This window comes from Pseudomonas fluorescens group sp. PF-69 (assembly GCF_054481235.1).
Map to the genome: position 1 here is coordinate 1,109,656 of NZ_JBTMNC010000001.1, position 22,189 is coordinate 1,131,844.

Consider the following 22,189-nt stretch of genomic DNA (forward strand, 5'->3'; position numbering starts at 1 on the left):
CGACAAGTCGGCACCCCGCGGCGCTCTCAAGTTCATCGCGAGCAAGCTCGCTCCCACAGGGGTATCGGGTGCATCAAATATCCCGCCTCAGCTTAGCCCCAACTCATGCCAGATTCGCATGACCTGTCGCCGTTCGTCCGCGAACTGGTCGCCGGGAATCACCCCCGGGTCCTTCTGCAAGGCCTGCCGGTGGGCGGCGGAGCGGTAAGCTTTATAGGCTTCACGCAACAGGCTGGCATCTTCGGCGGGCATCAGGCCTTCGTGCTCCAGCTCTTCCAGAATGCGGATATTGTCCGTCCAGCGCAGCAAGGGTGGATGTGTTTCAGACCACGCCAGGGCCGCGTATTGCACCATAAATTCAATATCGACGATACCTCCGGCGTCCTGCTTGAGATCGAACGGCGCCGTGGCCTCGAAGGCATTTGCCCCGGTGCCGGCGGCAGTGCTCTTGCTGCCGAGGTTGTCGCGCATCTTGGCGCGCATCTCGCTGACCTCCTGGCGCAAGGTCGGCAAATCACGCGCCTTGCCCAGGATCGACGCGCGAACCTGTTCAAACGCCCGACCAACATCCTCACTGCCCACGAGCACCCGAGCCCGAACCAATGCCTGATGCTCCCAGGTCCAGGCTTCATTTTCCTGATAGCGGGCAAAGGCCCCCAGCGAACTCACCAGCAACCCTGCCGCACCGGACGGTCGCAGGCGCATATCCACTTCATAGAGCTGACCGGAGTTGGTCTGGGCCGTCAGCAAGTGAATGATCCGCTGCCCCAGGCGGGTAAAGAATTGCGCGCCATCGATAGGCTTCGGCCCGTCGGTTTCCGCTTGCGGATCGCCATCGTGGATGAACACCAGATCCAGGTCCGAACCATGCCCCAATTCCAGGCCGCCGACCTTTCCATAACCGACAATGATGAAGCCAGGATCGCACAGGGTCCCGTCGCTGCGCAGCGGCGTACCGTACTTGGCCACGGTCTGGCGCCAGGCCAGGGCCAGCACTTGCTCCAGAATCGCTTCGGCGAGCCAGGTCAGGTAATCACTGACTTTCATCAGCGGCAGGCTGCCGGCGATTTCCGACGCGGCAACCCGCAAGCGGTGCGCCAGCTTGAAATGACGCAAGGCCTCCATTTGCTGTTCGAGGTCGTCCTCGGGAATCCGCGTCAGGCGCTCGCGCAATTCGGCGGCCAGTTCCGGCGCCAGGGGCGGCTTGAACAGCCGGCCTTCGTTGAGCAGTTCGTCGAGCAGCAACGGGAAGCGGGTGATCTGTTCGGCGATCCACGGGCTCGCCGCGCATAAGGTCAGCAGGCGTCGCAAGGCACCGGGGTTTTCGGTCAGCAGCACCAGATACGCCGAACGGCGGGCCACGGCTTCCACCAGTGGCAGCACCCGTTCCAGCACCAGGTCCGGGTTGGCGTGCTCTACCGCTTGAGCCAGCAAGCGCGGGATAAACGCATCGAGGCGCTCGCGCCCCAGACGCTGCATGGCGCGCAACTGCGGGCTGCCACGCAGGCTGGCCAGGGCTTTCAGCGCCTTGGGCGCGTCAGTGAAACCGCCCTCCTGCAACTGGCGACAGGCCGCCTCTTCATCCTGAGCCTCTTCCCAAAGCGGCAGCCACTCACCACCGACCACCACTTCACTTTCAGCATCGTCTTCGTCGGGATCGGCGATCACCTGGGCGAAGTGCCAGGCAATGCGGCCGCGCCAGTACATCAGTTGCTCATGAAAAGCCGCCCAATCGGCGAAACCCAACATAAAGGCAATGCGCGCCTGATCCTGTTCGCCATCGGGCAGCATCTGCGTCTGGCGGTCGGCAATCGTCTGGATCGCATGCTCGGTGTAACGGAGGAATTCGTACCCTTCACGCAGCTCGCTGATCACCGCCGGCGGCAGATAACCCTGCCCCTCCAGCGTGTTCAGTACCTTTAATAGTGGACGCTGCTGCAGGCTCAAGTCGCGGCCACCGTGAATCAACTGGAAAGCCTGGGCGATGAACTCGACTTCCCGGATGCCGCCCGAGCCCAGCTTGATGTTGTCGGCCATGCCCTTGCGCCGCACTTCCTGCTGGATCAGCTGCTTCATGGTACGCAGCGCTTCGATGGCCGAAAAGTCCAGATAGCGTCGGTAAACGAAGGGGCGCAGCAGCTCTTGCAGTTGCGCACCGGCCACTTGATCGCCGGCCACCACCCGCGACTTGATCATCGCGTAGCGTTCCCAGTCGCGGCCCTGATCCTGATAGTACTGCTCCAGCGCGTTGAAACTCAGGACCAGGGCGCCCGCCGAACCGTAAGGCCGCAGGCGCATGTCGACACGGAACACAAAGCCGTCGACGGTCATCGGGTCCAGCGCCTTGATCAGGCGCTGGCCAAGACGGATGAAAAATTCCTGGTTATCCAGCGGACGTTTCACACCAACGGTTTCGCCGCCCTCGGGGTAAGCGAAAATCAGGTCGATGTCCGACGACAGATTGAGTTCCACCGCACCGAGCTTGCCCATGCCCAGGACAACCATTTGCTGCGGCTGGCCACTGCGTCGACCGGTCGGCACGCCGAACTGCTGGCAATGACGCGCGTACAGCCACTGATAGGCCTGGTCGATACTGGCATCGGCCATGTCGGAAAGGTCGCGGCAGGTCTGCACCAGATCGGCCTGGCGGGTCAGGTCACGCCAGATAATCCGTACCTGATGACGCGCACGTTGACGGCGCAACGCGCGACCGAGCTGATCATCGGTCTCGGCGGCGCTCACCGCCGCGGCAATCTGCGCACATAACTCGCCGGGAGCAAAGCGGCGATCCAGTTCGCCGGAGCGCACCAGGTCCAGCAACATCAAAGGGTCACGAACACTCTGTTCAATCACGAAATCGCTGGCGGCGGTCACGCGGGCAAATTGCGCCCAGCGTTCAGGCGTCCAGGTGGACAGGCCATGGTCATCGTCCAAAGCACTGACGGCGGTACGGAACGACTGCTCTGCACGGGTGACAAACGGCAGCAGAATGGCGGGCAGTTCGGCGAGCGAAGGGAGGCTCATGGTCTATCCTTGATCGGCGTGTATTGGGCTGCATGTAGTGAGTCAGGCAAACACACTACCTGGAGTACTGTCGAACAAAAGTTAGAAATAGCTGAAAATTCTTTTTTCTTGGCAGCCAGCATCAAGCTTTCACCTTTTTCGGTTGGCAAAAGACCAACCTTGACGATTATTCTCACAACGCAGCCGGGGGCCACAAGCCGCTTATCTGTAGTTTTACTACTCGTATATACATTAACAAGGCTGAAATGCCGGATGATTTGTAGTAAAACTACACGCCGCCGGAACAACCTATCGGCAATCCAAGAATTCATAACGTCTGCCCACAAGGCCAGTCGCTAACTCAGGCAACCGATTCTGGTAGCCTTTCCGCCCTGGAGCAAGCCATGCAAGACCTCGATCCCGTCGAAACCCAGGAATGGCTGGACGCCCTGGAATCGGTTCTCGACAAAGAAGGCGAAGACCGTGCTCACTATCTGATGACCCGTATGGGTGAACTCGCGACCCGCAGCGGTTCGCAGTTGCCTTACGCCATCACCACGCCTTACCGCAACACGATCCCCGTTACCCACGAAGCACGCATGCCTGGCGACCTGTTCATGGAACGCCGCATTCGCTCGCTGGTACGCTGGAACGCGATGGCGATGGTAATGCGTACGAACCTGAAAGATTCTGACCTCGGCGGTCACATCTCCAGCTTCGCTTCCAGTGCGACCCTGTATGACATCGGCTTCAACTACTTCTTCCAGGCCCCGACCGACGAACACGGCGGCGACCTGATCTACTTCCAGGGCCACACTTCCCCAGGCGTTTACGCCCGTGCGTTCATGGAAGGCCGCATCACCGAAGACCAGATGAACAATTTCCGCCAGGAAGTCGACGGTCAGGGCCTGTCGTCCTACCCGCACCCTTGGCTGATGCCTGACTTCTGGCAGTTCCCGACCGTGTCCATGGGTCTGGGCCCGATCCAGGCGATCTACCAGGCACGTTTCATGAAGTACCTGGAAGCCCGTGGCTTCATTCCTGCCGGCAAGCAAAAAATCTGGTGCTTCCTGGGCGACGGCGAGTGCGACGAGCCGGAATCCCTGGGCGCGATCTCGCTGGCTGGCCGCGAGAAGCTCGACAACCTGATCTTTGTCATCAACTGCAACCTGCAGCGCCTCGACGGCCCGGTTCGCGGCAACGGCAAGATCATCCAGGAACTCGAAGGCGTGTTCCGCGGTGCTCAGTGGAACGTGACCAAAGTCATCTGGGGCCGTTTCTGGGACCCACTGCTGGCCAAGGACGTCGACGGCATCCTGCAACGTCGCATGGACGAAGTCATCGACGGCGAGTACCAGAACTACAAAGCCAAAGACGGCGCGTTCGTGCGTGAACACTTCTTCAACTCCCCAGAACTCAAGGCGATGGTTGCAGACCTGTCCGACGACGAGATCTGGAAGCTCAACCGTGGCGGCCACGACCCGTACAAGGTCTACGCGGCATACCACGAAGCGGTCAACCACAAAGAACAACCGACCGTCATCCTGGCCAAGACCATCAAGGGTTATGGCACCGGTGCCGGCGAAGCGAAAAACACCGCGCACAACACCAAGAAAGTCGATGTCGACAGCCTGAAGTTGTTCCGCGACCGCTTCGACATTCCGGTCAAGGACGAAGAACTGGAAAACCTGCCGTTCTTCCGGCCGGAGCCAAACAGCGCCGAAGCCCGCTACCTGAGCGAGCGCCGTACTGCACTGGGCGGTTTCGTACCACAGCGCCGCGCACAGAGCTTCAGCGTACCGACCCCGTCCCTCGATACCCTCAAGGCGATCCTCGACGGCTCGGGCGACCGTGAAATCTCCACCACCATGGCCTTCGTGCGCATCCTGGCGCAACTGGTCAAGGACAAGGAAATCGGCCCGCGCATCGTCCCGATCATCCCGGACGAAGCCCGTACCTTCGGTATGGAAGGCATGTTCCGTCAGTTGGGCATCTACTCCTCCGTCGGCCAGCTCTACGAGCCAGTCGATAAAGACCAGGTGATGTTCTACAAGGAAGACAAGAAGGGCCAGATCCTCGAAGAAGGCATCAACGAAGCGGGCGCCATGAGCTCCTTCATCGCTGCCGGTACTTCGTACTCCAACCACAACCAGCCAATGCTGCCGTTCTACATCTTCTATTCGATGTTCGGCTTCCAGCGCATCGGCGACCTGGCCTGGGCCGCTGGCGACAGCCGTACCCGTGGCTTCCTGATCGGCGGCACCGCCGGCCGCACCACGCTCAACGGCGAAGGCCTGCAACACGAAGACGGTCACAGCCACATCCTGGCTGCCACCATCCCGAACTGCCGCACCTTTGATCCGACCTACGGCTACGAGCTGGCGGTGATCATCCAGGACGGCATGAAGAAGATGACCGAAGAACAACAGGACATCTTCTACTACATCACCGTGATGAACGAATCCTACCAGCAGCCAGCCATGCCGGCCGGTGTCGAGGAAGGCATCGTCAAGGGCATGTACCTGCTCGAGGAAGACAACCGCGAAGCGGCGCACCACGTTCAGCTGATGGGCTCCGGCACCATCCTGCGTGAAGTCCGCGAAGCCGCGAAGATCCTGCGTGAAGAGTTCAACGTCGGCGCCGATGTGTGGAGCGTTACCAGCTTCAACGAACTGCGTCGCGACGGCCTGGCCGTTGAGCGCAGCAACCGTCTGCACCCTGGCCAGAAGCCTAAGCTGAGCTACGTGGAAGAGTGCCTGAACGGCCGCAAAGGTCCGGTCATCGCCTCTACCGACTACATGAAACTGTTCGCCGAGCAGATCCGTCAGTGGGTACCGTCCAAGGAATTCAAAGTCCTGGGCACCGACGGTTTCGGCCGCAGCGACAGCCGCAAGAAACTGCGTCATTTCTTCGAAGTCGACCGTCATTTCGTGGTGTTGGCAGCCCTGGAAGCCCTGGCTGACCGTGGTGACATCGAACCTAAAGTGGTGGCCGAGGCTATCGCCAAGTTCGGTATCAACCCGGAAAAACGCAACCCACTGGACTGCTGAGGAGAGATTCTGTGAGCGAACTCATTCGCGTACCTGACATCGGCAGCGGTGAAGGTGAAGTAATTGAACTGTTTGTGAAGGTCGGCGATCGTATCGAAGCCGATCAGAGCATCCTGACGCTGGAATCGGACAAGGCGAGCATGGAAGTCCCTGCTCCCAAGGCCGGCATCATCAAGAGCCTGAAAGTGAAGCTGGGCGATCGCCTGAAAGAAGGCGACGAGTTGCTGGAGCTGGAAGTCGAAGGTGCCGCTGCGGCGGCCCCTGCGGCTGCCGCTGCGCCTGCTGCAAAAGCGCCTGCTGCACCGGCTCCTGCCGCTGCTCCAGCACCGGCCGCGCCTGCCGCTGCACCTGCTGCTGCTTCGGTTCAGCAAGTGCACGTGCCGGACATCGGTTCGTCGGGCAAGGCCCAGATCATCGAGATCCAGGTCAAGGTCGGCGACACCGTCGAGGCTGATCAGTCGCTGATCACCCTGGAATCCGACAAGGCCAGCATGGAAATCCCGTCGCCTGCCGCTGGCGTGGTCAAAGCCATCAGCGTCAAGCTCAACGACGAAGTCGGCACCGGCGACCTGATTCTGGACCTGGAAGTGGCGGGTGCTGCGGCGCCGGCTGCGGCCGCTCCGGCCCAGGCTGCCGCACCTGCCGCCGCTGCTCCAGCGCCAGCCGCTGCTGCTCCGGCCGCACCGGTGGCCGACAGCGTTCAGGACATCCACGTTCCGGACATCGGTTCGTCGGGCAAGGCCAAGATCATCGAAGTCCTGGTCAAGGCCGGCGACAGCGTTGAAGCCGACCAGTCGCTGATCACCCTGGAATCCGACAAGGCGAGCATGGAAATCCCGTCGCCTGCCGCTGGCGTGGTGGAAAGCGTTTCGATCAAGCTGGACGACGAAGTCGGCACCGGCGACCTGATCCTGAAGCTGAAAGTCAAAGGTGCCGCCCCGGCTGCTGCTCCGGCACCGGCCGCCGCTGCGCCGAGCGCTCCAGCTCCAGCCGCCGCTGCTGCTCCTGCTGCGGCCGCACCGGTAGCTGCCCCGGCCGCTGCTCCAGCCAAGCCAGGCGCCAAGGTTCACGCCGGCCCTGCCGTGCGCCAACTGGCCCGCGAATTCGGTGTCGAGCTGAGCGCCGTGGGTGCCAGCGGTCCACACGGTCGCATCCTCAAGGAAGACGTGCAGGTCTACGTCAAAGCCATGATGCAGAAGGCCAAGGAAGCACCGGCCGCTGCTGCCGGCGCAACCGGTGGCGCGGGCATCCCGCCGATTCCGGTCGTGGACTTCAGCCGCTTCGGTGAAACCGAAGAAGTGCCGATGACCCGCCTGATGCAAATCGGCGCGTCGAGCCTGCATCGCAGCTGGCTGAACATCCCGCACGTGACTCAGTTCGATTCGGCTGATATCACTGAGCTGGAAGCGTTCCGTATCGCTCAAAAAGCCGTTGCAGAGAAGGCTGGCGTCAAGCTGACCATCCTGCCGCTGCTGCTCAAGTCCTGCGCCCACCTGCTCAAGGAACTGCCGGACTTCAACAGTTCGCTGGCTCCAAGCGGCAAGGCGATCATCCGCAAGAAGTACGTGAACATCGGCTTCGCGGTCGACACGCCAGAAGGCCTGCTGGTACCGGTCATCAAGAACGTCGACCAGAAGAGCCTGCTGCAGCTTGCGGCCGAAGCGGCTGCGCTGGCTGCCAAGGCCCGCGACAAGAAGCTTACCGCTGACGACATGCAAGGCGCCTGCTTCACCATTTCCAGCCTCGGCCACATTGGCGGCACCGGCTTCACGCCGATCGTCAACGCGCCGGAAGTGGCGATCCTCGGTGTTTCCAAGGCAACCATCCAGCCAGTCTGGGACGGCAAAGCCTTCCAGCCGAAACTGATGCTGCCACTGTCGCTGTCCTACGATCACCGCGTGATCAACGGCGCCGCTGCTGCACGCTTCACCAAGCGTCTGAGCGACCTGCTGGCGGACATCCGCACCATCCTGCTGTAACACCGGCCGGCCCTCCTTCACCGGAGGGCCTGTCGCGTTCCGTTTTCCGAGCGCCACGCTCGTACCTCAACCCCGCCAATTTGGCGGGGCTTTTTTTGCCTGCGATTTTTAATCGAAAAGAATGCCTTCCTACATTTGTGGCTGATATCGCCCACAACTCAAATCCATTTCGGCTCGATATTTTTCAGGGTTCAATAATTAGTCTTAGTTACACCGTTATTGCACACCCCCGAAATAACTTCACCTGACCGAATGGCAGAACGCCGAATGGAATCGAATATGTTCCAACCAACAGTGGGCCCGATTATTGGCCATACGACAACTAATGATGTCCGTATATTCTTGCGCGGAGATAAACATAAGGGCGCCCTGGTATTTGCCGGCATTCGCTATCGGCGACGCGGTGAAGAACGCTGGTCAAAAGGCACTTTCGCAAAACTCGACAGCCTGCGCGACATGTCCGAAGTCATCGCGCTCAACGATCTGGCTGCCGACACCGACCATGAATACCAGGCCGGCTGGTTCAGCCCGATGAACCCGGTGCACACCCTGGAGACGGTTCAGGAGCTGCCGCTGCAATGGCCGCTTCAGATCCACCGCTTTCGCACTCGCTCCAGCCAGCAGACCCTGCCCAGAGCCTACATTGTGGGGTCTTGCCGCTATCTGCGCATCACCGCGGGCATTGCCTCCGCGCCTCATGTGGGCGACAGGATTTTTGCCTCGATATCCAATGTGGTGGAACAGGCCGAGCCGCCCGTCAGCGCCATGTTAATGACAGGTGATCAGATTTACGTCGATGATCTGAACTTCCTCGCCCCCGACCGGGAACTCGGGGAAATCCTTCACAAGTACAGGGTGGCATTCTCGCAACCGAACATCACAAAGTTAATGTCCAGCCTGCCAACTTATATGATCCTCGATGATCATGAAATCGAGGACAACTGGCCAGCCAACAAGAACAAATCCGACGACCACTTATATGCCAACGCAACAAAGGCCTACGAGTTATATCAAGCCAGCCACAGCCCTGCGCACGAACTTTCCGCGAGCGGGAAAATAAACAAAAAATTGGACAAATATTGGTATCAGTTCACAGAAGGCGATATCGAATGGTTTGTCACCGACAGCAGAACACGGCGCAATCTTTCGGCAGCCGACCGCCGCATCCTGGATGTCGAGCAGGAATACGCATTGTGCAAATGGCTGATCCACAGCCCGGCGCGGGTCAAATTCGTGGTCACCAGCGTGATGCTCTACCCTGACTGCAAGCGCTTGGGCGATGACACCTGGAAAGCCTTTCCCGAGCAACGGCTACGACTGCTGGAGACGATTCGTACTCACCGCATCAAGAATGTCGTCTTCGTTTCCGGTGACGTCCACGGCTCCCTGACCAGCCGCCTGACCCACAGTGAAGACCCTGACTTCGAACTCCACACCATCGTCTCCTCACCGCTGTGCAACAGCAAAATGCTGCCCTACGCCAAAGCCGAAACCTTCATCCTCGACCAGCCCTTGGCCCGAACCGCTGCGGGGGACTATCGCCAGCAACTGACCGGCAAAGTGATCAGCCAGGACAACTTCGCACACGTGATCGTCGATACGCAGCACATTCATGTGCGCTATCACGATCGGGATGGCAACCTTCTACAGGCGACCCGTATTTCGTTGCGTTAGGAGCAAAAGATCGCAGTCCGTGGCACTCTCAGAGAGGTCCGCCATTTCCATATAAAACGGCCAAAGGTTGCGATCTTTTCTGCCAACACCTTTAATCCTGACGCCGATTGAAGAAATCTTCACTTCGAAGGACATATTCTTATAGCACTTGGCCTTCATGTCTCTTGTCAGTCGGTATCGCAATGATGCAACCTTGCGGCAGGCAACAGTAAAGGGGCGAGAGCCCGGCGCATTCAGCAAATTCGAAGCGAGTTTCCCTCCATGAAAAGCCAACCCGATGCCGCCAGCCGTATGGTGGCCGAGGTAGTGACGCAGTTGCCTGTGCCCTCGCGGCTCGGCATGCTGCGTTTCGAACGGCTGAATGAAGCAAGCTGGGCGCTGCTGTTTCTTGATCCCAATTGCGAACGCCAGTTCGGCCTGCCGGCCATGGAGCTGTGCGCTCTGGTCGGCTCGCCCTACGCCAGCCTGATGGAGCCGGAAGCGCGCTATCAATTGCATGATGCGATCCAGCACCAACTGAGCGAACACTCGCACTACCTGATCCGCTACACCCTGCACACCGCCACCGGCTCGCTGAACCTGCTGGAAATGGGCGAACCCTACAAGCAACACAATCGACACCTGCTGCGCGGTTACCTGCTGGTGATCGACGGCCTGTTCGAAGACGACCCCTTGCTGCCGGCACTGGATCTGGAAAACCAGAACTCGCGCCTGCAAATTGCCCTGGAACTCAACCAGCGCGCCCAGCAGGAACAACTGCAGCATCTGGAACGGGCGCGCGCCCAGCAGGACCTGATCCTGCTGCTGACCCGCCAGCGCTACAGCAGCAACAATTCACTGCAGGAAGCCGCCGAGCTGATTACGCGCAGCGCCTGTGATGTCTACGAAATCGACTGCGCCAGCCTGTGGAACCTCGAAGGCTCGATGCTGGTGCCCATCTCGGCCTATCACCGCACCAGCGGGGAATACCTGCTGCCGGCGCCCATCGACGCCAGCCATTTCCCCGACTACCTTGAAGCCTTGCAAACCGGCCGCGCCATCGACGCCCACAACGCCATTCGCGACCCGCGCACCCGGGACATGGCCGAAAGCCTGCTCCCGCGCAATGTCAACGCGATGCTCGACGCCAGCATTCGGGTCGATGGCCAAGTGGTCGGCGTACTGTGCCTGGAGCAATCCGGTGCCACCCGCGTCTGGCAGTCGGACGAAATCGCCTTTGCCGGCGAACTGGCCGATCAGTTCGCCCAGGTCATCAGCAATCACAACCGGCGCACCGCCACCAGCGCCCTGCACCTGTTCCAGCGGGCGGTCGAGCAAAGTGCCAACGCCTTTTTGCTGGTCAATTGCGATGGGGTGGTGGAGTACGTCAACCCGAGCTTCACCGCGATCACCCAGTACAGCACCGAAGAAGTCCATGGCCAGCGACTGTCGGAACTGCCAGCCCTGGAAAACCTCAGCGAACTGCTGTTCGACGCGCCCTCGGCGCTGGCCAAGAGCAACAGCTGGCAAGGCGAGTTCAAGAGCCGGCGCAAAAACCTCGAACCGTACTGGGGCCAGCTGTCGATTTCCAAGGTCTACGGCGACAATCGCGAGCTGACCCATTACATCGGCATTTACGAAGACATCACCCAGACCAAGCTCGCCCAGCAACGCATCGAGCGCCTGGCCTACACCGACAACCTGACCAACCTGGGCAATCGCCCGGCGTTCATCCGCAACCTCGACGAACGCTTCGCCCGCGATGCCGACACCCCCATCAGCCTGTTGCTGGTGGACATCGATAACTTCAAGCGGATCAACGACAGCCTCGGTCACCAGACCGGCGACAAACTGCTGATCAGCCTGGCCCGACGCCTGCGCAACAGCCTTATCCCGAGTGGCAGCCTGGCGCGTTTTGCCAGTAACGAATTCGCCGTGTTGCTGGACAACAGCGACCTGGCGACAGGCCAACAAGTGGCCAATCAACTGCTGGCAACCCTCGACAAACCAATGTTCGTCGACAACCAGTTGATCAGCGTGACCGGCTCCGTAGGCCTGGCCTGCGCGCCACTGCACGGACGCGACCCGCAGACCCTGATGCGTAACGCCGGCCTGGCGCTGCACAAGGCCAAGGCCAACGGCAAACACCAGGTGCAAGTGTTCACCGAAGCCCTGAACGCCGAGGCCAGCTACAAGCTGTTCGTTGAAAACAACCTGCGCCGCGCCCTGACCCAGAACGAACTCGACGTGTTCTACCAGCCCAAGCTGTGCCTGCGCAGCGGTCGCCTGCTGGGGATGGAAGCGCTGCTGCGCTGGAATCATCCGGAAAAAGGCATGATCCGTCCGGACCAGTTCATCAGCGTGGCCGAGGAAACCGGCCTGATCATTCCCATCGGCAAATGGATCGCGCGCCAGGCCTGTCGCAAGAGCAAAGAGCTGACCGCCGCGGGCATGGGCAACCTTCAGGTGGCGATCAACCTGTCGCCCAAACAGTTCTCCGACCCGGACCTGGTGGCCTCCATCGCCAACATCCTCAAGGAAGAAGCGCTGCCCGCCAACTTGCTGGAACTGGAACTGACCGAAGGCCTGTTGCTGGAGGCCACCGAAGACACCCACCTGCAACTCGACCAGCTCAAGCGCCTGGGCCTGACCCTGGCCATGGACGACTTCGGCACCGGTTATTCGTCGCTTAGTTACTTGAAAAAATTCCCCATCGACATCATTAAGATCGATCGAAGCTTCATTCACGAAATCCCGGACAACCAGGACGACATGGAAATCACCTCCGCGGTGATCGCCATGGCCCATAACCTGAAACTCAAGGTCGTGGCTGAAGGCATCGAAACCGCCCAGCAACTGGCCTTCCTGCGTCGCCATCGCTGCGACGTTGGCCAGGGCTACCTGTTCGACAAACCGATCCCGGGCTCCGAGCTGATCGAAAAGCTCCAACGCTACCCGCGCGGCCCGATCGCCTGAGCTGCGGCCCCATGGACCTGTAGGCGCGAGCAATCTCGCACCCACAGGGTTAGTGCGTAACTGGACGGTATTGGGCACACTGGCGGTCTGACTACATCTCAACCTGACTGAGAGGACTGATAATGGTTCTGCGCTCGGAAATCCTGGTGAACAAAAACGTGCTCCCTACTAAAGAACAAGCTCTGCCCGGCCGCGAAACCCCGATCAAGGTGCCGGACGAACACTTCGTCAACCACAACCCGCTGCTGGGTCCGTTCCCCGGCAACGTCGAGTTCGCCATCTTCGGCCTGGGCTGCTTCTGGGGCGCGGAGCGTCGGTTCTGGCAGCGCGAAGGCGTGTACAGCACCGCCGTGGGCTATGCCGGCGGTTTCACGCCGAACCCGACGTATGAAGAAGTCTGCTCGGGCCTGACCGGCCACAGCGAAGTCGTGCTCGTGGTCTACGAGCCGGAAAAAGTCAGCTACGAAGAGCTGTTGAAGATGTTCTGGGAACTGCACAACCCGACCCAGGGCATGCGCCAGGGCAACGACATCGGCACCCAGTACCGCTCGGTGATCTACGCCACCAAACCCGAGCAACTGGAAGCGGCGAAGAAAAGCGCGCAAGTGTTCCAGGCCGAACTGACCAAGGCCGGCAAAGGCATCATCACCACTGAAATCGATGAAGCCCCGACCTTCTACTACGCCGAGGCGTATCACCAGCAATACCTGGCGAAAAACCCTGAAGGCTATTGCGGGATTGGCGGTACCGGCGTGACCTGCCCGATTTAATCGGCCAACAAACCTGTAGGAGCGAGCCTGCTCGCGATGGTCGTTAACGATAACGCGTACTTTCTGATTTAACGCGTTGCCTTTGCGCCCATCGTCGGAACGCCGTCCGGAGCAAGCTCGCTCCTACAGGTACAGAATCAACTCTCGGCAATCAGCCAATCCATGCGCCACCCGCCCTGGGTCTGCCCGAGCTTCTCGGACAACCACGGCAGCAGCTCACGCAACTCTTCCTCCAGCCCCCACGGCGGATTGGCAATCGCCAACCCGGAACCGTTCAGGCTGTTCGGCGTATCCAGCGGATGCACCAGCAACTCCACCCGCAGCAACTTCGGCGCGCCCGTACCGGCCAGGTCCTGATAGAAGCGGCGTAACGCACGCTGATCCTTCACCGGGTACCAGATCGCCGCCACGGTTTGCCGCATCCGGCCAATCGCCTCTTTCAAGGACGCGGCACAGCGCTGCATCTCGTCGAGCTTTTCGAACGGCGGGTCGATCAACATCACCGCGCGCTTCTCCGGCACCGGCAGCAAGGCACGCGGCACATGCCAGCCCTCGCCCAAGTGCACCTTGACCCGACGATCGCCGGCCATGTTGTCCTTGAGCAGCACACCGTCTTCCGGGTGCTTCTCATTGAGCAGCACGCGATCCTGAGGACGGGTCAGGCGCCGCGCCAACTCCGGCGAGCCCGGGTAATAGCGCAACTGGCCGTCCGGGTTCATTTCGTGCAGCACCTGCATGTAATCGGCGGTCAGGAGCGGCAGATCCGGCTGATCCCACAAACGCGCGATGCCCTCCAGGTACTCACCGGTACGACTGGCCTGATCGCCCTGGAGGTCATACAGGCCAATGCCGGCGTGGGTGTCGAGATAGGCAAACGGCTGCTCCTTGCGCGACATCAGGGCGATGAGGCGGGTCAAGGTCAGGTGTTTGAACACATCGGCGTGATTGCCGGCATGGAAGGCGTGACGATAATTCATGGCTGCTCCTGCGAAGGCCGGGAAGTTTACCTTTTACCGGCCGGCAAGTCAGGGGTTGGCGACAGAGCGGCCAACCCAACCGCCCTCTGCGCTACAGCGATGGCCGAGCCCGCAACCGCCGCCCAACCACATCCAGCACATCGCAGCCATCGCGCAACGAAATGGCGCAGAGCAAGGCGAAGTCACTGAGGATGAAAGACTCGCACTCGATCGAACCGCGCATGGACAGGTTTTCAAGCACCTGGGTGACGGCGCGAATGCGGTGGTTGGCCGCGTCATACAAGACATCGAGCGGCGCATGGGTGTCGACGAACAGGGTGGGCATGTCGCTGCAGTTGCTGGTCAATGCCATGAAACGGTTGTCGGGATGGGCGGTCGGTTTTTCGTAGGGGGGATCGGGATGTATGGGTTTCATTTTTTAACCTCTGGTAGAAGCGGGGCTACCATCGGCCTTCCTACGGGCTTGGGTGGCAGCCATACGCGGGGTAGGAATATCGAGACCAGGGAACTCGACCACGCCGAAGCGTGCCCGCGCACAGCCGCCGCAACAGATCTTACGGACGCACGTTAGTGGCCGCAAATCAGGTGTCGACGCCAAAGCGTTTCAACTGGTCTTGAAGGGTTCCTACACCCCATCACTGAATGGTCAGTGACCGCCAAAGACTACCCATGAAACCTACGCGCCAACAGTTCACGGAAACCGTTACGTTTTGAAGGAAATGTCCGAAGACCTTGCCCGGAAATTTCGCAGCGGCCCCCATCCACTAAAGAGATGTGAGACTGCCAGGTAGTCATTGCGCGAAAATATGCGTTTGTTCGTGGCGCCTGCCGGGGGGCGTGCCCATCGATTGTCCTTGGGTTACAGGTCAATTGCGCCGGGGCGGTCCACGCCGAGCGGGCTGTTTTTGATCAGGTCGCGGCAGCCATGGGCAGGCGCCGTCACGCCAACTCCCGCTCCGTCTGCGCGGCCAGTTCCGCCTCGCGTTCGACGATGGCGGCCTCCAGTTCCGGGGAGCGTTTGGCCCACTGCTCGGGAGGCAAGGGTTTTGACCATTCGATGATGTCGGGATAGGGCAGGTCGGGGGGCGGATTCAGTTTCCAGCGTTCCAGCACGTCGATCAGCAGCGTGTTGAAAATGAAGATCCCGCAGAAACCTTCCCACAAGAGGGTTACAGGCCAGCCTCGCAATTTCGCGGCTTTTACAAGATCGTCCAGATAGGTCGCCCATATCCCTTTAGACCAGTCGAAACGTGCCGTCTGATCCTCGACAGCCTCCGGCCCGATCTCCATATAGCTGCGCATGCACTCCCACAACGCCATCGCCGTAGTCCCGCCGCCGCAGTTGAAGCCCAATGAATAGTGCTTGTTGTCCTCCCTGGCCTGCGGGTCAGGGTTTTCGAAGCCAATGATCAACAAACCCATGGTGGCTCGACCGGCCTGACTGACCGACGACTGCTGGGTGGCGGCGGCGGTCACGGTTTCCCACGGGACGATCCAGTACTCGCCATCGTCGCGCGGGACGCAGACTTCTCGACGTTGGCGGTTGAAGCGCACGGGTAGAGGGACTTCGCGGAAGAGGCCTTGGATCAAGATCAGTACTGGAATACCCAAAATGATCGCCCCCAGGATCAAAACATCCTGGCTGAAATCAGAGTCGAGATTTCGCGTGAAGAAGGACATGGCTAAAAACACCATCAGCGTGGGCCACATCACCATCACCGCAGAGCCGATGCTGTAGCTGCCAACATCCAAAAACACCTCGTTCTTGCGCCAGACGATGTTGAGCACGTCCAGCGGTTTTTCTCCGGTGGGGATGGGCAACGGCGCCAGATAGTCATTGCGCGAAAACAGCCGCTTTTTCGTGCTGCCTGCCGGGGGCGTACTCATCGCTTGTCCTTGGGTTGCAGGTAAATTGCGCCGGGGCGGCCTTCGCCGAGCGGGTAGTTCGGTACCCGATCCAGTTCAGGCGTCGGGTCCGCCCATAGGGCGGTCACGGCCGTTGAGTGATTCAGGATAAAGGCCAGCCCTCGCTCGCCGCCGATGAAGTGTTGGGCGCCGAGCATGGCGGTCAATGGCGTGCGATAGCGCACACGCAGGGAAACCGTGGCGGGTTGGGAGCTCAGGACATTGTTCAGAGTGTTGAACGGGCCGTTCAGGCGCAGGCCCTGGATATTCGCCGTCACGCCAACTCCCGCTCCGTCTGCGCGGCCAGTTCCGCCTCGCGCTGGGCGATGGCGGCCTCCAGTTCCGGGGAGCGTTTGGCCCATTGTTCGGGAGGCAAGGGTTTTGACCATTCGATGATGTCGGGATAGGGCAGGTCGGGCGGATAAGAAAGTTTCAAGTTCTGAAGTTTCTCCGCCAAGTAAGTGCCCAAAATCGTGATGCAGAAAACGCCCCAAAAAACGCCTAGCAGATTGCCCTTGCGCAAGTCGGTGATGATCGAACCAATTTGTGTTTCTTCGTAGGGAGCGATGCCGACACGACTTTCAGGAACCGCCTGCGGACCGACCTCCATGTAACTGCGAACGCACTCCCACAACGCCATCGCCGTAGTCCCGCCGCCGCAGTTGAAGCCCAATGAATAGTGCTTCTTTTCCTCCCTGGCCTGCGGGTCCGGGTTTTCAAAACCAATGATCAACAAACCCATGGTGGCTCGACCGGCCTGACTGACCGACGACTGCTGGGTGGCGGCGGCGGTCACGGTTTCCCACGGGACAATCCAGTATTCGCCATCGTCGCGCGGGACACAGACTTCTCGGCGCTGGCGGTTGAAGCGCACGGGAAGAGGGACTTCTCGGAAGAGGCCTTGGATCAACAAAAAAATCGGGATGACCATGATGCAGGCCCCCAACACCAGCGCATCTGGATCCTCGAAGAAATAGGCCAACCCCAGGAACAGCATCACCATCGGCCACATCACCATCACCGCAGAGCCGATGCTGTAGTTGCCTATATCCAAAAACACCTCGTTCTTGCGCCAAATGGTATTGAGCACGTCCTGCGGTTTTTCTCCGGTGGGTATAGGCAATGGCGCCAGGTAGTCATTGTGCGAAAACAGCCGTTTTTTCGTGGTACCTGTCGGCGGCGTACTCATCGTTTGCCCTTGGGTTGCAGGTAAATCGCACCGGGATGGCCCTCGCCGAGCGGGTAGTTCGGCACCCGATCCAGTTCCGGCGTCGGGTCCGCCCATAGGGCTGTCACGCCCGTTGAGTCATTCAGGGTGAAGGCCAGTCCCCGCTCGCCGCCGATGAAGTGTTGGGCACCGAGCATGGCGGTCAATGGCGTGCGATAACGCACACGCAGGCCTCGGGTATGCGCCATCACGCCAACTCCCGCTCCGCCTGCGCGACCAGTTCCGCCTCGCGTTCGGCGATGGCGGCCTCCAGTTCCGGGGAGCGTTTGGCCCATTGTTCGGGAGGCAAAGGTTTTGACCATTCGATGATGTCGGGATAGGGCAGGTCTGGCGGCGGGTACAGCTTTTTCCTTTGCAGGTAGGTGGCGAGTGGAGCATTGAAGATAAATACGCCGAATACTCCTTCCCACAGCAGTGTTAAAAACCAGCCGCGCTCTTTGGCTTTATCGTTCAGGTAATCGATGTAGTAGCGCAGGTTGGCACCAGAGTTAAGTGCTGCGGCCTCAGGCGCAGCTTCCGGACCAATTTCCATATAGCTGCGCATGCACTCCCACAACGCCATCGCCGTGGTCCCGCCGCCGCAGTTGAAGCCCAATGAATAGTGCTTGTTGTCTTCCCGGGCCTGCGGGTCCGGATTTTCGAAACCGATGATCAACAAACCCATCGTGGCTCGACCAGCCTGACTGACCGACGACTGCTGGGTGGCGGCGGCGGTCACGGATTCCCACGGGACGATCCAGTACTCGCCATCGTCGCGTGGGACGCAGACCTCTCGGCGTTGGCGATTGAAGCGCACGGGGAGCGGGACTTCGCGGAAGAGGCCATGGATCAAGATCAATATCGGAATGCCCAAAATAACCGCCCCCAGGATCAAAATACCTTGGCTTAAATCAGGGTCGAGATTTCGCGTGAAGAACGACATGGCTAAAAACAGCATCACCGAAGGCCACATCACCATCACCGCCGAGCCGATACTGTAGTTGCCTACATCCAGAAACACCTCGTTCTTGCGCCAGATGACGTTAAGCACATCGGTGGGTTTTCTACCTGTGGGGATGGGCAATGGCGCCAGGTAGTCATTGCGCGAAAGCAGCCGCTTTTTCGTGGTACCTGCCGGGGGCGTGCTCATCGTTTGCCCTTGGGTTGCAGGTAAATCGCACCGGGGTGGCCCTCGCCGAGCGGGTAGTTCGGTACCCGGTCCAGTTCCGGCGTCGGGTCCCCCCACAGGGCCGTCACGCCCGTTGAATCATTCAGGGTGAAGGCCAGCCCCCGCTCGCCGCCGATGAAGTGTTGGGCGCCGAGCATGGCGGTCAGTGGCGTGCGATAGCGCACACGCAGGGAAACCGTGGCGGGTTGGGAGCTCAGGACATTGCTCAGTGTGTTGAACGGGCCGCTCAGGCGCAGGCCCTGGCCTTCCTTGAACGGTATCCACTGGCAGGCGCTGCTGGCCAGCCAGTGCGGCGTCAGATCGCGCCAGGGACGCAGTGGCTTGAAATGATCGCGCCGGCCGGTTTTGATCTGTTCACGGGAGTTCAGGCTGTCCACCGGGTCACCGACCATGCTCAGTTCCAGGTAGACACTGTCGGGCTCCGCACCTGGCAAATCGAGGGTCAGGCTATTGATGGAACTGAAATACTCGAGGCGGGATGGGCCATTGCCATGGTTGGACTTCAAGTTGCTTTGCATGCTGACCCGCGGCGCATACAGGATGAAATACAGCCGGTCGAGCTCATCCTGCTGGGCCTTGGGCGGGATAGGCTGCAAATTGTTAGCTCGCGCTTTCGACCAGCAGCAGTGGTTCAGGAAGTTTTGCAGCGGGGTTTTCTGCAGGACGCTGGTGATCAGGTGCAATACGCCCAATATGAGAATCAGCCAGTTCAACGGCCCCATGTACAGCGTGTAACGCAAGATGGCGACATCGACGGTAATTGAACCTGCCAGGGCACGAGCGGTGTAACCAACCCCTAACAGCGCCTGGGTGCCGAAGGTCGCTATTTGTCCACCAACCACGGTTTGGCGCATATCCAGCCATGGGTCAATTCGGTTTTGGGCGTTCTCCAATTGAATTTTCAGAGAGTTGAACTCTGCGAATGCTGCACCGAGAGATAACAGACCCATCACCCCACCAAACAGAGTCAGTGTGGGTGCCGCTGAGCCATAGAAGTGAAATCGATCCCGCCCCAACCCCTTCCGTACTTGACTATCAACCACCGCCACCAACGCCGCCCCCGCATACAACGTCGCCGAAATCGTGTCATTGACCCGCCGGCTGTCCATCCCCTCCAACACCCCGGCCTGACTCAAATAGTTATTCGCATTGACCACGTTCAACAACAACGCCGCCAACGGCACCACCCCACCGCTGTTGGCCACCACCGGCGATTGAATGATCCGCCCCACCTGCCCCGCGCCAATGGCCTTGCCGGTCGCCCTGGCCCAGTCGCCCAGCGCTTCGGCCTGTTGCCCCATCAGCTTCGCCACTTGCCGCCCCGCCTCGGTGACAAACTGCAAGCGCGTGTCGTTGCCCAGGCGCGCGGCGACAAAAATGCCCATCCAGGAACGGCCGAGGCCGCTGTCACCCTTGAGCAGCAACAGCGCCGCCGCCAACCGGTTGACCAGCACGCTCCATTGGCTGCCGACGTCCCGCGCCATGTAGGCAATGTCGCGCAGGGTCGGCTCACTCAACGGCGCCAGTGCCTGATGGGTCGCGCTGAGGTTGTCGGAGGCCAGTGCGGCCATCAGCTCGCTCAGGCGGGAAGCGCTGTTAACGGCCGCATCGATGGAGGGTGTCCAGGCGTTGAACAGTTGCTTCAGGGCGCCGCCGTCAGGGGCGCGGATGTAGTCGGCGTATTGTTCGGCCCCCTGGGCGCGAATGCACTGGGCGGTCAGGCAGCCGGTGGCCAGTTCGGTCAGCCAGCGACGCGTCTCCAGGTCGTCGTAGTCCACAAACCAGGTGCCGCTGTGTGAGCGCTTGAGGTACAGGCCCCGATCGGCAAACAGCGCGGTGTGACGTTGCTCCAGATGTTGGTAGTGCGCCGCGGCGGTCTGGGTGAACCAGGTGTTCATCGCCTCGAGGTCGATGTATTTGCCGACCTTGGCACTGAAGAGATGGTTATTGAGGTTGGCGTGCTTTTCGGCGCGGTATTCGCGGACGACGAATTCTGCTTCGGTGTACAGGTCCTCCGGAATAAAGGCCCGCACCGGGGCGACGATGCCCGCAATCCGGGCGTCGCGTTCGGCGGCCTGGGCCCGGGTGGGCTGCCCGCCGTATCGACGGGCCTGGGTTTCGGCCTTGAGCTCCTCATCCAGCCGATGCTGGGTGTCGAGCATGACCTGGCCCTGTGCGGGCGTGAGGTTGATCTCATGCGCCTTGTAGCGGTAGCTGATGGACCCGGCCAGTTCGGCGCCGTCCTCGCTGATCAGGCTGCGCACGAACCCGCCGATGCTCAGGCGCAGATTATTCTCGCCCAGCCATTTTTCGTGGTTCGCCTCCAGCCATTCCTGTTCGTGATTGATGTCACGCAGCACACCCAGGTCGTCGTCGAGACAGGCGAAGACGGCGAACAGCCCCTCGGTTTGTGCCGTGGCGCCGTCCAGCCAATCCTGAGTGCCCTGCCCCTCCCACGGCTCGGCGCTCCACTCGCCGGGCCGCTGGTCGCTGGCATCGGGATGCTCAGCGAGGATGCGTTTGCGCTCACGGGCGCGGTGCATGGCGTCGGTGTAAGCCTTGATGTTGCCTGGGGTCGGGTCCTTCAGCACGGCGTCGCCCAGCGCGTCGGTGTCCTCGACGCCCCGCTTCAGGTCCGCTTTCAGGGCACGGGCGAAGGTGTCGGGGAGCAGTTCAGCCATGACCTCGGCGGCTTGTTCCAGCGGCGGGCAATGTTTGGCTTGCAGTTCGTTGGCCACGGTACGCAGGGCGATATGGCGCATGTGTTCATGGCGCTTGGCGCTGCTGTCACTCAGCGCCTTGCAGTGCTCGGGGTTCAACGGGAATTCGCTGTAGAGCATCCAGGCATCATGGATTTTTTCCAACGCCAACCCCGACAGGGGAGCCTTGAGCAGCAGGGTTTCATCCTCGTCCAGTGCCTGTTCCGCGAACTGGCCAGAGCGCGAGACGCCATAGCGCTTGAGCGGACCCTGGTCCTGCCACAGATAAACAAACCCGGCACGCAGGCGTCGCACCGCCATGGGCCGGCCCTGGGTGGACACGCCGGGGGCGCAGCAGGGGTTTTCGGCCTTTTCCTCGGCCAGGGCATAACGCACGGGCACGACGAAAAGCTCCGCCTGGCTGGCGGGGCACGGCATCAGCGTACAGTTGATATCGATGTGAGGCTGCGCCTTGGCGGCGCGCTCGGCCTGGGCGGCTCGATCAATCCAGGCCAGTTGCTCTGCGATGGACTTCTTCACGGGTGCACTGGTTTTGTCGCCTGGACCGATAGCCATGTCTTGATATCCCTCTCTGATCACCTCCCAACCGTGGGAAGCCCGCCACTGTCAAGGATGAGTTACCCCGACTCGGGCATGAGGCGGGCTAACGCAAAGTACGTGCACACAGAGAGAATTCAAGACGCTCGAGCAAAACAGGAAATATCCCACGAGCGGTAAAGAAAAAGGCGACAAAAAAGAAGTGCGGGACAATGCCCGAACA

The 22,189-nt window shown here is 60.5% G+C and carries 15 protein-coding genes; 5 read left to right on the forward strand and 10 right to left on the reverse strand.

Translation table 11 applies throughout. The annotated features are described in order from the left end of the window. Positions 1-87: 87 nt before the first annotated feature. Positions 88-3,024: a bifunctional [glutamate--ammonia ligase]-adenylyl-L-tyrosine phosphorylase/[glutamate--ammonia-ligase] adenylyltransferase gene (glnE, locus tag ACX3YF_RS05045; protein WP_130205023.1), complete on the reverse strand. Its 2,937-nt coding sequence runs from the start codon at positions 3,022-3,024 to the stop codon at positions 88-90. Continuing rightward, positions 3,021-3,335, reverse strand: a complete 315-nt coding sequence (locus ACX3YF_RS05050) for a hypothetical protein (protein WP_130205025.1) — start codon at positions 3,333-3,335, stop codon at positions 3,021-3,023. The genes glnE and ACX3YF_RS05050 overlap by 4 nt, the downstream gene beginning before the upstream one ends. 72 nt (positions 3,336-3,407) lie before the next feature. On the opposite strand from ACX3YF_RS05050, the gene aceE reads away from it, so the two are divergent. The 5 genes from aceE to msrA all read left to right on the forward strand — a co-directional run bounded on the left by aceE (position 3,408) and on the right by msrA (position 13,431). Further along, entirely contained in the window at positions 3,408-6,053 is a 2,646-nt protein-coding gene (aceE, locus tag ACX3YF_RS05055) for a pyruvate dehydrogenase (acetyl-transferring), homodimeric type (RefSeq protein WP_047536585.1), read from the forward strand. A gap of 11 nt (positions 6,054-6,064) precedes the next feature. Further along, a complete protein-coding gene (aceF, locus tag ACX3YF_RS05060; protein WP_448645696.1) occupies positions 6,065-8,032 on the forward strand; it encodes a dihydrolipoyllysine-residue acetyltransferase in 1,968 nt (655 codons plus the stop codon). Positions 8,033-8,311: 279 nt separating this feature from the next. Then, a complete protein-coding gene (locus ACX3YF_RS05065) occupies positions 8,312-9,706 on the forward strand; it encodes an alkaline phosphatase D family protein (RefSeq protein ID WP_458973478.1) in 1,395 nt (464 codons plus the stop codon). A 261-nt stretch (positions 9,707-9,967) separates the two neighbouring features. Continuing rightward, positions 9,968-12,661: a putative bifunctional diguanylate cyclase/phosphodiesterase gene (locus tag ACX3YF_RS05070; protein ID WP_130205031.1), complete on the forward strand. Its 2,694-nt coding sequence runs from the start codon at positions 9,968-9,970 to the stop codon at positions 12,659-12,661. A 122-nt stretch (positions 12,662-12,783) separates the two neighbouring features. Next, positions 12,784-13,431: a peptide-methionine (S)-S-oxide reductase MsrA gene (msrA, locus tag ACX3YF_RS05075; RefSeq protein ID WP_130205033.1), complete on the forward strand. Its 648-nt coding sequence runs from the start codon at positions 12,784-12,786 to the stop codon at positions 13,429-13,431. A gap of 137 nt (positions 13,432-13,568) precedes the next feature. Here the strand turns inward: msrA and ACX3YF_RS05080 are convergent, their stop codons facing one another. From ACX3YF_RS05080 to ACX3YF_RS05115, 8 genes are all read right to left on the reverse strand, one after another. Beyond that, positions 13,569-14,408 carry a 23S rRNA (adenine(2030)-N(6))-methyltransferase RlmJ gene (locus ACX3YF_RS05080; RefSeq protein ID WP_103403368.1) on the reverse strand — a complete coding sequence of 280 codons (840 nt, stop codon included), beginning with the start codon at positions 14,406-14,408 and terminating at the stop codon, positions 13,569-13,571. A gap of 91 nt (positions 14,409-14,499) precedes the next feature. After that, the gene (locus tag ACX3YF_RS05085; RefSeq protein ID WP_458973479.1) at positions 14,500-14,823 is read right to left on the reverse strand and encodes a hypothetical protein; all 324 of its coding nucleotides are present in this window, start codon (positions 14,821-14,823) and stop codon (positions 14,500-14,502) included. 524 nt (positions 14,824-15,347) lie between these two features. Next, positions 15,348-16,295, reverse strand: coding sequence for a hypothetical protein (locus ACX3YF_RS05090; protein WP_458973480.1), 948 nt, complete (start codon positions 16,293-16,295; stop codon positions 15,348-15,350). Next, positions 16,292-16,591, reverse strand: a complete 300-nt coding sequence (locus ACX3YF_RS05095) for a hypothetical protein (protein ID WP_458973481.1) — start codon at positions 16,589-16,591, stop codon at positions 16,292-16,294. Before ACX3YF_RS05095 ends, ACX3YF_RS05090 begins: the two co-directional genes overlap by 4 nt. After that, positions 16,588-17,502 carry a hypothetical protein gene (locus tag ACX3YF_RS05100; protein ID WP_458973482.1) on the reverse strand — a complete coding sequence of 305 codons (915 nt, stop codon included), beginning with the start codon at positions 17,500-17,502 and terminating at the stop codon, positions 16,588-16,590. The genes ACX3YF_RS05095 and ACX3YF_RS05100 overlap by 4 nt, the downstream gene beginning before the upstream one ends. After that, positions 17,499-17,729, reverse strand: coding sequence for a hypothetical protein (locus ACX3YF_RS05105; RefSeq protein ID WP_196586913.1), 231 nt, complete (start codon positions 17,727-17,729; stop codon positions 17,499-17,501). The genes ACX3YF_RS05100 and ACX3YF_RS05105 overlap by 4 nt, the downstream gene beginning before the upstream one ends. Beyond that, complete coding sequence (locus ACX3YF_RS05110; RefSeq protein WP_458973483.1) at positions 17,729-18,670, reverse strand: hypothetical protein; 942 nt, start codon at positions 18,668-18,670, stop codon at positions 17,729-17,731. Before ACX3YF_RS05110 ends, ACX3YF_RS05105 begins: the two co-directional genes overlap by 1 nt. Beyond that, a complete protein-coding gene (locus ACX3YF_RS05115; protein ID WP_458973484.1) occupies positions 18,667-21,984 on the reverse strand; it encodes a toxin VasX in 3,318 nt (1,105 codons plus the stop codon). The genes ACX3YF_RS05110 and ACX3YF_RS05115 overlap by 4 nt, the downstream gene beginning before the upstream one ends. Positions 21,985-22,189: the final 205 nt, after the last annotated feature.

Bases quoted from the DNA above. Each gene is read 5' to 3' on its own strand.
- ACX3YF_RS05065 (WP_458973478.1), top strand. From the start codon at position 8,312: ATGTTCCAACCAACAGTGGGCCCGATTATTGGCCATACGACAACTAAT.
- ACX3YF_RS05100 (WP_458973482.1), bottom strand. From the start codon at position 17,502: ATGAGTACGCCGCCGACAGGTACCACGAAAAAACGGCTGTTTTCGCAC.
- ACX3YF_RS05115 (WP_458973484.1), bottom strand. From the start codon at position 21,984: ATGGCTATCGGTCCAGGCGACAAAACCAGTGCACCCGTGAAGAAGTCC.
- ACX3YF_RS05085 (WP_458973479.1), bottom strand. From the start codon at position 14,823: ATGAAACCCATACATCCCGATCCCCCCTACGAAAAACCGACCGCCCAT.
- ACX3YF_RS05110 (WP_458973483.1), bottom strand. From the start codon at position 18,670: ATGAGCACGCCCCCGGCAGGTACCACGAAAAAGCGGCTGCTTTCGCGC.
- aceE (WP_047536585.1), top strand. From the start codon at position 3,408: ATGCAAGACCTCGATCCCGTCGAAACCCAGGAATGGCTGGACGCCCTG.
- ACX3YF_RS05080 (WP_103403368.1), bottom strand. From the start codon at position 14,408: ATGAATTATCGTCACGCCTTCCATGCCGGCAATCACGCCGATGTGTTC.
- ACX3YF_RS05050 (WP_130205025.1), bottom strand. From the start codon at position 3,335: ATGAATTCTTGGATTGCCGATAGGTTGTTCCGGCGGCGTGTAGTTTTA.
- glnE (WP_130205023.1), bottom strand. From the start codon at position 3,024: ATGAGCCTCCCTTCGCTCGCCGAACTGCCCGCCATTCTGCTGCCGTTT.
- ACX3YF_RS05105 (WP_196586913.1), bottom strand. From the start codon at position 17,729: ATGGCGCATACCCGAGGCCTGCGTGTGCGTTATCGCACGCCATTGACC.
- msrA (WP_130205033.1), top strand. From the start codon at position 12,784: ATGGTTCTGCGCTCGGAAATCCTGGTGAACAAAAACGTGCTCCCTACT.
- ACX3YF_RS05090 (WP_458973480.1), bottom strand. From the start codon at position 16,295: ATGAGTACGCCCCCGGCAGGCAGCACGAAAAAGCGGCTGTTTTCGCGC.
- ACX3YF_RS05070 (WP_130205031.1), top strand. From the start codon at position 9,968: ATGAAAAGCCAACCCGATGCCGCCAGCCGTATGGTGGCCGAGGTAGTG.